The organism is Streptomyces sp. NRRL S-31, from assembly GCF_000718775.1.
In the GTDB taxonomy this organism is placed as follows: Bacteria; Actinomycetota; Actinomycetes; order Streptomycetales; family Streptomycetaceae; genus Streptomyces.
The window spans coordinates 1-10493 of the sequence record NZ_JOCB01000154.1 but is presented as its reverse complement, the minus strand read 5'-3'; the positions used below and the strand labels follow the sequence as shown (position 1 = coordinate 10493).

The following is a 10493-nucleotide window of genomic DNA, read 5'->3' as shown; positions in this document are numbered from 1 at the left end:
GGGCCGGCACGGCGGCGGTACCCGGGAGACGCGGACGCCCCCGGCCTCCCCGGCGCCCCCGGCGGAGCGGGACCCGCGGCGGCCCCTGACCCGGGTGGAGGCCCGGCGCCAGGCCCGGCTGCGCAGACCGAGCCCGGCGACCCTGGCGAGCCGGGCCGTCGGCGAGGTGTTCATCACCACCGGCGTGCTGATGCTGCTGTTCGTCACCTACCAGCTGTGGTGGACCAACGTCCGCGCGCACGCCCAGGCCGGCAGCGAGGCGCACCAGCTCCAGGACGACTGGGCCAGCGGCAAGCGCAACCCGGGCGTCTTCGAGCCGGGGCAGGGCTTCGCCATCCTGCACATCCCGAAGCTGGACGTGGCCGCGCCCATCGCGGAGGGCGTCAGCAACAAGCGGGTGCTCGACAAGGGCATGGTGGGGCACTACGGCGAGGCCCCGCTGAAGACGGCGATGCCCCAGGACCGGACCGGCAACTTCGGTCTCGCGGCGCACCGCAACACGCACGGGGAGCCGTTCCGCTACATCAACCGGCTCCGGGCCGGCGACGCGGTCGTGGTCGAGACGCAGGACACCTACTTCGTGTACAAGGTGACCTCGATGCTCCCGGTGACCCCGCCGTCCAACACGAGCGTGCTGAACCCGGTCCCCCCGGGCTCCGGCTTCACCGGGCCCGGCCGGTACATCACCCTCACCACCTGTACGCCGGAGTTCACCAGCAAGTACCGGCTGATCGTCTGGGGCAAGATGGTCCAGCAACGCCCGCGCAGCGAGGGCAAGCCGGACGCGCTCATCGAGTAGCGCTCATCGAGTACGGCTCATCGAGTAAGGGCAGAGGAACTGTGGCAGCGACCGCCGACGAGACCGACGAGACCGACGAGACCACGGGCGCGTCCGAACCGGATCCGGCACCACGCCGCCGGCGCCCCGGCCGGATCGCGCTGGCGGTCAGCGTCTTCGGGGAACTCCTCATCACGGTGGGCGTGTTGCTCGGCCTGTTCGTCGTCTACTCGCTGTGGTGGACCAACGTGATAGCGGACCGGAAGGCCGACCGGCGGGCCGACACGGTGCGCGAACACTGGGCGCACCAGCGGGACTCCTCCGCCTCCGGTCCCGGCGCGCTCGACACCAAGGACGGCATCGGGTTCCTGCACGTGCCGGCGATGCGCAACGGCGAGGTGCTGGTCGAGAAGGGCACGGGCACGGACGTCCTCAACGACGGCGTGGCCGGCTACTACACGGACCCGGTCAAGGCGACCCTGCCCATGACCGGCAAGGACGGCAACTTCACCCTCGCCGCCCACCGGGACGGCCATGGCGCCAAGTTCCACAACATCGACAAGCTCGCCGAGGGCGACCCGATCGTCTTCGAGACACGGGACGACTGGTACGTCTACAAGGTCTACTCGATCCTCCCCGAGACCTCGAAGTACAACGTCGAGGTGCTGTCACAGGTCCCGGAGGAGTCCGGCCGGAAGCGGCCGGGCCACTACATCACCCTGACGACCTGCACCCCCGTCTACACCTCCCGCCACCGTTACGTGGTCTGGGGCGAACTGGTCCGTGTGGAGAAGGTCGACAGCGAGCGCACCCCGCCGAAGGAACTGCGCTGACCCGGAGCCGGGACGACGGTGGGCCCTGCCGGGAGTACCCGGCAGGGCCCACGCGCAGGGTCGGTGGCGTCAGCCGTTGACCCCGCCGAAGAGGCCGGGGCCGCCGTTGCCGCCGCCGTTGTTGTGGCCGTCGAAGGAGACCGTGGTCAGCGTGATCGTCGTCCCGTTCGGGTCGGCGTTGCTGTTGGCCTGCGGGTCCTGCTGGGTGACGAACGCGTTGTCGTCGCCGGGGCTGCCGGGCGCGAACTGGATGTTGTTGAAGCCGGCCTGCTGAAGGATCTTCCGGGCGTCCTTCACCCGCTGGGTGACGACGTTCGGCACCGGCTTCTGCTGCGGCTGCTGCTGGGCCTTGCCGACGTTGATCACCACGTTGGTGTTCTTGACGACCTGCTGGCCCGCCGCCGGGTTGGTGTTCTGCACCTTCCCGTCCTGGGCCGGGTCGGCGACCTGGGTATCGGCGCAGCTCGGCACCAGACCCTTGCCCTGGAGCTCGGCCTTCGCCTCGTCACAGGACTTGCCGGTGACGTCCGGCACGGTGATCTTCTCCTCGGCCTTGGCGACCGTGAGGGTGATCGTCGTGCCCTTCTCGACCTCCTGGCCGAGCGGCGGGTCCTGGTCGGTGACCGTACCGGGCTGCTCCGCCGAGACCTTCTCCTGCTTCTCGACGTTGAACTGGTACTTGTCGCCCTCCAGCGTCGCCTTGGCGTCCTCGAAGCTCTGGCCGAGGACGCTGGGCACCGCGACCTTCGGCGCGCCGGTCGAGACGACCAGGTTCACCGTGGTGCCCTTGTCGACCTTCTCGCCCTGGCCCGGGTCCTGCGAGCACACGTTGCCCGTGGCCTGGTTTTCGCAGGGCTTCTTGGTGACCGTCAGCTTCAGGCCGACGTTGTCGGCCATCTTCTCCGCGCGCTTCTCCGAGTTGCCCACGAAGGCGGGCACGGTCACCGGGTCGTTCCCGGAGTCGTGGGCGGTGAACGCGTACTTGCCGATCAGGATGGCGCCGACCAGCACGAGCAGGCCCGCGACCACCAGCAGGATGGTGGAGGAGTTGGACTTCTTCTGCTGCCGGCGCCGGTCCGGGCGGTCGTCGTAGCCGTAGCCGCCGTCGTCGGCGTTCATCGGCGGGAGCATGGTGGTCGCCCCGCCGCCCGCGTCCGAGCGCAGCGCCGTCGTCGCCTGGTCGTCGGGGTAGCCGCCGTAGCCCACCGCGCTCAGCGCCGCCGTGGCCGCCACCGGCTGGCCGTCCAGACACGCCTCGATGTCGGCGCGCATCTCGTCGGCCGACTGGTAGCGGTAGTCGGGGTCCTTGACCAGCGCCTTGAGGACGATCGCGTCCATCTCCGGCGTGATCTCGGGGTCGAAGACCGACGGGGGCTGCGGTTCCTCCCGGACGTGCTGGTAGGCCACGGCCACCGGCGAGTCGCCCACGAAGGGGGGCCGCACCGTCAGCAGTTCGTAGAGGAGGCAGCCGGTCGAGTACAGGTCGGACCGCGCGTCGACCTGCTCGCCCTTGGCCTGTTCCGGCGAGAGGTACTGGGCCGTGCCGATGACCGCCGCCGTCTGCGTCATGGTCATGCCGGCGTCGCCCATGGCGCGGGCGATGCCGAAGTCCATCACCTTGACCTGGCCGTTGCGGGTCAGCATGACGTTGGCCGGCTTGATGTCACGGTGGACGATGCCGCTGCGGTGGGCGTACTCCAGACCCTGGAGGATGCCGACGGTCATCTCCATCGAGCGCTCGGGCAGCAGCTTGCGGCCGGAGTGCAGCAGCTCGCGGAGCGTGGACCCGTCGACGTACTCCATCACGATGTACGGGATGGAGACCCCGTCGATGTAGTCCTCGCCCGTGTCGTAGACCGCGACGATCGCGGGATGGTTGAGCGAGGCGGCCGACTGGGCCTCCCGGCGGAACCGGGCCTGGAAGGACGGGTCGCGCGCGAGGTCCGCGCGCAGCGTCTTCACCGCCACGGTGCGGCCGAGACGGGTGTCATGCGCGAGGTAGACCTCCGCCATGCCACCGCGACCGAGCACCTGGCCCAGCTCATACCGGCCGCCGAGGCGACGCGGCTCTTCCATAGCTACCTACCAGCCCTCTCCGTGGTCTCGGCCGCGCACTCCTGTGCGCGGCCGGAGGCTGCCGTCCGGGCCTACCGTACCCGGCTCGCTCTGTGTGACCTGGCCAAGCCCGTAACCCGATACAGGACCGGTATCGCAACGTGCGACGATGTGAAGGGGGTGTGAGCGGCGTCACTGCCCGGGGCCGTCGGCGGTCACTTCTTGGAGTCGATGACCGCCTTCATGACGTTCCTCGCGATCGGCGCGGCCAGGCCGCCACCGGAGATGTCGTCGCGGTTGGCCGCGTCGTCCTCGATCACCACGGCCACGGCGACCGGCGCGCTGCCGTCACCCAGCTTGGCGTAGGAGATGAACCAGGCGTACGGGTTCTCGCTGTTCTCCACACCGTGCTGGGCGGTACCGGTCTTGCCGCCGACCGTCGCGCCGTCGATCTTCGCCCGCGTGCCGGTGCCCTTCTCGACCACCGTCTGCATCATGTCCTGGAGGATCTGCGCGTTGCCCGGCGACAGCGGCCGGCTCAGCTCCTCCGGCTCGGTCTTGGCGACCGGGTCCAGGTTGGAGGAGACCAGCTCGTCCACCATGTACGGCTTCATCAGCTTGCCGTCGTTGGCGACCGCCGAGGCGACCATGGCCATCTGGAGCGGGGTCGCGGCGGTGTTGTACTGGCCGATGGAGGACAGCGCGGTCTGCGACTGGTTCATGCCGTCGGAGAACACCGAGGCGGTGGCGCGGACCGGGGTGAACTGCTCGGCGTCGAAGCCGAACTTCTTCGCCTCGGCGAGCATCTTGTCGTTGCCGAGGTCGGAGCCGATCTTGCCGAAGACGGTGTTGCACGAGTACTGGAGCGCGACCCGCATGGTCGCGTTCTCGCACGGGATGCTGCCCTCGTTCTTCAGCTCGGTCCTGGTGCCCGGCATGACCCACGGCAGCGGCGTCTCGGTCTTCTGGTCGGCCGAGGTGTACTTGCCGTTCTCCAGCGCCGCCGCGGCCGTGACCACCTTGAAGGTGGAGCCCGGCGGGTAGGTCTCGCGCAGTGCCCGGTTCAGCATCGGGTCGTCGGGGTTGTACTTCTTCTGGAGCTTCTTCCAGGCCGCCGCGTCGTCGTTGGTGTTCCCCGCGAAGGACGAGGGGTCGTACGACGGGTACGAGGCCAGCGCCAGGATCTTGCCGGTGGAGGGCTCCAGCGCGACGACCGCGCCCTTGCCGCCCTGCTTCTTCAGACCGTCGTACGCGGCCTTCTGCGCGGCGCCGTTGAGCGTGGTGACGACGTTGCCGCCCTGCTGCTCCTTGCCGGTGACCATGTCCAGGGTCTTGCGGAAGAACAGCCGGTCGTCGTCGCCGGTGAGGATGCCGTCCTCCAGGGACTCCAGCTGGGTGGCGCCGAAGGCCTGCGAGGCGTACCCGGTGACCGGCGCCCACATGGCGCCGTTCTTGTACGTCCGCTTGTACTTGAGGTCGTTCAGACCGGTCTTGCCACCCTCGGCGGACCCGGTGATCGGGTTGCCGCCGACGATGATGTCACCGCGTGGGGTGGCGTACCGGGCGATGGTGACGCGGCGGTTGCTCGGGTCCTCCTTGAGGCCGTCGGCCTTCACGTACTGGAGCCAGTTGTCCCGGATCAGCAGGGTCAGCACGAGCAGACCGCAGAAGATCGCGATCCGGCGCAGGGGCTTGTTCATGACGGGCGGACCACCTGGGTCATCTCGGCGTCGGGGTTTCCGGCGGGGGCGGGCGCCGGGCGGCGGGCGGTGTCGCTGATGCGGATCAGGATGCCGATCAGGGCCCAGTTGGCCAGCACGGAGGAACCGCCGGAAGCGAGGAACGGCATGGTCATACCGGTCAGCGGGATGAGCCCCATGACACCGCCGGCCACCACGAAGACCTGGAGCGCGAAGGCGCCGGACAGGCCGACGGCGAGCAGCTTGCCGAACGGGTCGCGAGCCGCGAGGGCGGTGCGCAGGCCGCGCTCCACGATCAGGCCGTAGATCAGCAGGATCGCCATGATGCCGGCCAGGCCCAGCTCCTCGCCGAACGTCGCGAGCACGAAGTCGGAGTTGGCGGCGAACTTGATCAGGTCCGAGTGGCCCTGGCCCCAGCCCGTGCCGAGGGTGCCGCCGGAGCCGAACGCCCACAGGGACTGTTGCAGCTGGTCGGAGTGGAGGATGCCGTCGTGGGTGACCTGACGGCTGAGTTCGTACTCGCGCATCGGGTCGAGCCAGGCGTGCACACGGGTCTGGATGTGTGGCTCGAAGCTCGCCACGCCGACGGCGCCGACCGCGGACATCAGCAGGCCGAAGACGATCCAGCTGGTCCGCTCGGTGGCGACGTACAGCATGATCACGAACATGCCGAAGAACAGCAGCGAGGTGCCGAGGTCGGTCTCGAAGACCAGGATGAGGATCGAGATCGCCCAGACCACCAGGATCGGACCGAGGTCACGGCCGCGCGGCAGGTAGAGGCCCATGAAGCGGCGGCTGGCGAGGGCCAGGGCATCGCGCTTGACCATCAGGTAGCCGGCGAAGAAGACCGCGAGGACGATCTTCGCGAACTCACCGGGCTGGAGGGAGCCGAGACCGGGGATCCGGATCCAGATCTTCGCGCCGTAGATGTTGGCGCCGAGCCCCGGCACCAGCGGCAGGATGAGCAGCACCAGGGCGGCGAACATCGAGATGTACGTGTAGCGCTGGAGGACCCGGTGGTCCTTCAGGAAGAACAGCACGGCGGTGAAGACGGCGATGGCCAGCGCGGTGTACAGCAGCTGGCGCGGCGCGGAGGGAGAGAAGCCCCGCAGCGACTGGAGCAGCTTGGACTGGTCCAGCCGCCAGATCACGACCAGCCCGAGCCCGTTGAGCAGGGTGGCCAGCGGCAGCAGCAGCGGGTCGGCGTACGGCGCGAACTTCCGTACGGCGAGGTGGGCCACGCCGGCCAGCAGGAGCAGGGCCAGGCCGTAGGTCAGCAGACCGGACGGGACCTGGTCGTTGAGGGCCAGGCCCACGTTGGCGTAGGCGAACACCGGGATGGCCACGGCGAAGACCAGCAGGGCCAGCTCGGTGTTGCGGCGGCTCGGCGCGCCGATGGCGCCGATCGTGGACGTGTGATGCGTCGGCGAATTCGTAGTACTGCTCATCGTGTGACGGGGCCTCTCACGGCTTGCCTACTGCTTACCGCACAGCGAGACGACCTTCTGCTCATCCTCCGAGAGGGTGGGGCCGGGGCTGGGGGTCGCGGACGGGGTCGTGGACGGAGACTTCGAAGGGGTCGCCGGGGGCGTCTTCGAGGCCGACGGGTTCGGGTTCGGGGAGGCCTTCGTGACGAAGGAGACCTGCGTGAAGGCGGGGGTCAGGGCGGAGACCGTGGTGGACGCGGTGTGCGCGACGGTGTCCGTGGCGCCGCCGCTACCACCGGTGCCGCTGCCACTGGTACCGGTGCCGGTGCTGCCGGTCGTGCCCGTGCCGGAACCGGTGCCCGAGCCCGAGTCCGTGGGGTTCGGGCTGGCGCCCTTGCCCTTGTCGTTCTCGGCCTTCTCCCGCGCGGCCTCGTCCGCGGCCTTGCGCTCGGCCTGCTTCCGGCAGGCCGAGGCCTGCACGGCCAGCTCGTCGACCTTGGACCGGGCCGCCACCAGGCCGCCCTCCGCGATCGTGGCCTTCACCTGCTTCTGCTGGTACGGCGGCAGGTACTTGAGTTCGATCTCGGGGTGGTCCTTCTCCACCTTCGACAGCGACACCCAGGCCAGGTTCTGGTCGATCCCGCGGTACAGCGCGACGTGCTCGTCCTTGGCGCCGACGTAGTACTGCGTCTGCGTCCAGCGGTAGCCGCCGTACAGGCCGCCGCCGACCACGGCCAGGGCGAGGACGCCGTAGAGCGAGGTCTTCAGCCATCTGCGCTGCTTGCGCGGCTTGCCGAAGTCGCCGTCGGCGTAGTCGTCGAAGCCGTCGGCCGGGATGTAGCCGGCGTCGCCGGAGCCGGGCGGGCCGAACTCGCCGCCACCGTGCCCCTGACCGCGGCCGAGGTGCGAGGCGCGGCCGGCCGGGGTCTGCATGATGCCGTTGTCGTTCAGGTGGAGCTGGTTCTCGGCGACCGCGCCGACCACCACCGGCTGGTCGGACAGCTGGCCGGCGAGGGTGTCGCCCTGGTCCAGGTCCAGCACGTCGGCGACGATCACGGTGATGTTGTCGGGGCCGCCGCCGCGCAGCGCGAGCTGGATCAGCTCCTGCACGGTCTCCTGCGGACCCTGGTAGCTGGCGAGCGCCTCCTCCATCGTCTGGTGGGAGACGACGCCGGACAGGCCGTCGGAGCAGATCAGATAGCGGTCGCCGGCGCGGACCTCGCGGACCGACAGGTCGGGCTCGACGTGCTCACTGCTGCCGAGGGCCCGCATCAGCAGGGAGCGCTGCGGGTGGGTGGTGGCCTCCTCCTCGGTGATCCGGCCCTCGTCCACCAGTCGCTGCACCCAGGTGTGGTCCTGGGTGATCTGGGTGAGGACTCCGTCCCGGAGCAGGTACGCGCGCGAGTCGCCGACGTGCACGAGACCGAGCCGCTGACCGGTCCACAGCAGCGCGGTCAGGGTGGTGCCCATGCCCTCGAGCTGGGGGTCCTCCTCCACCATGGCGCGCAGCTGGTCGTTGGCGCGCTGCACGGCGGTGCCGAGCGAGGTGAGGATGTCGGAGCCGGGCACGTCGTCGTCGAGGGTGACCAGGGTGGAGATCACCTCGGAGGAGGCGACCTCGCCGGCCGCCTGGCCGCCCATGCCGTCGGCGATCGCGAGCAGGCGCGGACCGGCGTAACCGGAGTCCTCGTTGCCTTCCCGGATCATGCCCTTGTGCGATCCGGCGGCGAAGCGCAGTGACAGACTCATGCGCACCTCGCCCGTCGGCTCCGAATGCAGCCGGTCGTGTCGAGCCACACTGCCCACCCTCCGGTCGGGAGCGCGCCGGAGACCGGGTGGCGGCCTGCCGCTGCGTGCTCGCTCCGCTCGCGCTTACTCATGATGTAGCACTACTTCCGCAGCTCGATTGCGGTCTTGCCGATGCGGATCGGCGCGCCCAGGGGGATCGGTGTGGGGGTCGTCAGCCGGGACCGGTCCAGGTACGTGCCGTTGGTGGAGCCGAGGTCCTCGATGATCCACTGCCCGTCACGGTCCGGGTAGATCCTGGCATGGCGGCTGGAGGCGTAGTCGTCGTCCAGCACGATCGTGGAGTCGTGCGCCCGGCCCAGCGTGATGGTCTGGCCCTGGAGCGCGACGGTGGTGCCGGTCAGGGTGCCCTCGGTCACGACCAGCTTGGTGGGGGCGTTGCGGCCACGCCGGCCGCCGCTCTGCTGGCCGCGCTGCTGCGGCGGTGCCTGCTGCTGGCCGCGCTGCTGGCGGGCCTGCTGCCGGCCCGACTGCTGGGGCCGGGCCGCTTCCCTACGCGATCCGCGCTGGGTGACGCGCGTACCGAACAGGTCGCTCCGGATGACCTGCACGGCCACGATCACGAACAGCCACAGTACGGCCAGGAAACCCAGCCGCATGACCGTGAGGGTCAGCTCTGACATTGCCCCCGCTTCACCCTTCGGCTTGCCTATAGATAACGGTGGTGCTGCCCACGACGATCCGCGAGCCGTCGCGGAGCGTAGCGCGGGTGGTGTGCTGCCCGTCCACCACGATGCCGTTGGTGGAGCCGAGATCCTGGATCGTCGAGGGCGTTCCGGTCCGGATCTCGCAGTGCCGGCGGGACACGCCGGGGTCGTCGATCCGCACGTCGGCGTCGGTGCTGCGGCCCAGCACCAGCGTCGGGCGGGAGATCTGGTGGCGGGTGCCGTTGATCTCGATCCAGTAGCGGGTGCGCGCACCGCTCATCGGCGCCGCCGCGGGCCGCTGGGTGGCGGGCTGTGGGTAACCGTACCCGCCGGGGCGGGCGCCGGGCGGCGGCGCGGACGGCATGGGGGGCGCGCCGGCGGGGGTGGCCGGCGGGTGGCCGTAGCCGCCGGGGGCACCCTGCCCGGGGCGCCCGGGCGCCGGTGCGTCGGGCGCCGCCTGCTGGCTGCTGGAGGAGGCCAGGGTGCGCGAGCGCACCCGGTACAGGCCGGTGTCCAGGTCGTCGGCCTTCTCCAGGTTGACCTTGATCGGTCCCATGAAGGTGTAGCGCTGCTGCTTGGCGTAGTCGCGCACCATGCCGGCCAGCTCGTCGCCGAGCTGCCCGGAGTAGGGGCTGAGGCGCTCGTAGTCGGGCGCGCTCAGCTCCACGATGAAGTCGTTGGGCACGACGGTCCGGTCGCGGTTCCAGATGGTCGCGTTGTTGTCGCACTCGCGCTGGAGCGCGCCGGCGATCTCCACGGGCTGGACCTCGGACTTGAAGACCTTGGCGAAGGTGCCGTTCACCAGACCTTCGAGACGCTGCTCGAACTTCTTCAGGACTCCCATGGGGCACCTCCTCCGTCCCTGCCGTCGTCTTGCCTGCTCGGTACCGCTGCCTTGCCGGGTACCGCCGTACTGCTCACTGATCGTATCTACGCGCCCGCCAATCAGCCGGTTCCCCCAGCGGCTCCCCTTTGAACGACTGGCGCGTGTCCTGCTGCCATGGATCGTAGAGGCGGGCGAGGACCAGTGTCCCGCACCCGGCTGTGCGCCCGGCCGTCTCCAGGACGGATGACCGGGACCGGTACGAGGTTGATACGTGAGGCGTGTCTCCTTGATACGTACACGGACGCGCAGGGGGACGTCCGCGCCTGAGTGCGGACCGCCGGCGTGCGACGGGCGGGGCTGGGCGGGGCGCGGTGGGGGCGGGCGCGGTGGCGCGGCCGGCGTCGCGGGCGCGGTGGGCGGC

General features: G+C 70.1%; 8 protein-coding genes. 2 read left to right on the top strand and 6 right to left on the bottom strand.

The annotated features are described in order from the left end of the window. Positions 1–799 (top strand): class E sortase (locus tag IF37_RS0136730; protein WP_030753438.1); only part of this gene is annotated, 799 nt, incomplete at its 5' end. Between the two features lie 41 nt (positions 800–840). Continuing rightward, positions 841–1611 (top strand): class E sortase, encoded by a 771-nt coding sequence (locus IF37_RS0136725; protein ID WP_030753436.1) that lies wholly within the window; start codon positions 841–843, stop codon positions 1609–1611. 69 nt (positions 1612–1680) lie between these two features. Here IF37_RS0136725 and pknB read toward each other — a convergent pair whose 3' ends face one another. The 6 genes from pknB to IF37_RS0136695 form a co-directional block, all read right to left on the bottom strand. Then, entirely contained in the window at positions 1681–3687 is a 2007-nt protein-coding gene (pknB, locus tag IF37_RS0136720; protein WP_030753434.1) for a Stk1 family PASTA domain-containing Ser/Thr kinase, read from the bottom strand. A gap of 194 nt (positions 3688–3881) precedes the next feature. After that, a complete protein-coding gene (locus tag IF37_RS0136715; protein ID WP_030753432.1) occupies positions 3882–5366 on the bottom strand; it encodes a penicillin-binding protein 2 in 1485 nt (494 codons plus the stop codon). Beyond that, positions 5363–6814 carry an FtsW/RodA/SpoVE family cell cycle protein gene (locus tag IF37_RS0136710; protein ID WP_030753429.1) on the bottom strand — a complete coding sequence of 484 codons (1452 nt, stop codon included), beginning with the start codon at positions 6812–6814 and terminating at the stop codon, positions 5363–5365. Before IF37_RS0136710 ends, IF37_RS0136715 begins: the two co-directional genes overlap by 4 nt. 27 nt (positions 6815–6841) lie before the next feature. Next, the gene (locus IF37_RS0136705; protein WP_253915953.1) at positions 6842–8542 is read right to left on the bottom strand and encodes a Stp1/IreP family PP2C-type Ser/Thr phosphatase; all 1701 of its coding nucleotides are present in this window, start codon (positions 8540–8542) and stop codon (positions 6842–6844) included. Between the two features lie 140 nt (positions 8543–8682). After that, on the bottom strand, positions 8683–9222 hold the full coding sequence (locus IF37_RS0136700; protein WP_030753423.1) for an FHA domain-containing protein: 540 nt from the start codon (positions 9220–9222) through the stop codon (positions 8683–8685). Between the two features lie 10 nt (positions 9223–9232). Continuing rightward, on the bottom strand, positions 9233–10090 hold the full coding sequence (locus tag IF37_RS0136695) for a DUF3662 and FHA domain-containing protein (RefSeq protein WP_030753420.1): 858 nt from the start codon (positions 10088–10090) through the stop codon (positions 9233–9235). Positions 10091–10493 lie beyond the last annotated feature (403 nt).

What these genes read in the sequence shown, in the direction of transcription:
- pknB (WP_030753434.1), bottom strand. Translation starts at nt 3,687, where the DNA reads ATGGAAGAGCCGCGTCGCCTCGGCGGCCGGTATGAGCTGGGCCAGGTG.
- IF37_RS0136715 (WP_030753432.1), bottom strand. Translation starts at nt 5,366, where the DNA reads ATGAACAAGCCCCTGCGCCGGATCGCGATCTTCTGCGGTCTGCTCGTG.
- IF37_RS0136710 (WP_030753429.1), bottom strand. Translation starts at nt 6,814, where the DNA reads ATGAGCAGTACTACGAATTCGCCGACGCATCACACGTCCACGATCGGC.
- IF37_RS0136705 (WP_253915953.1), bottom strand. Translation starts at nt 8,542, where the DNA reads ATGAGTCTGTCACTGCGCTTCGCCGCCGGATCGCACAAGGGCATGATC.
- IF37_RS0136700 (WP_030753423.1), bottom strand. Translation starts at nt 9,222, where the DNA reads ATGTCAGAGCTGACCCTCACGGTCATGCGGCTGGGTTTCCTGGCCGTA.
- IF37_RS0136695 (WP_030753420.1), bottom strand. Translation starts at nt 10,090, where the DNA reads ATGGGAGTCCTGAAGAAGTTCGAGCAGCGTCTCGAAGGTCTGGTGAAC.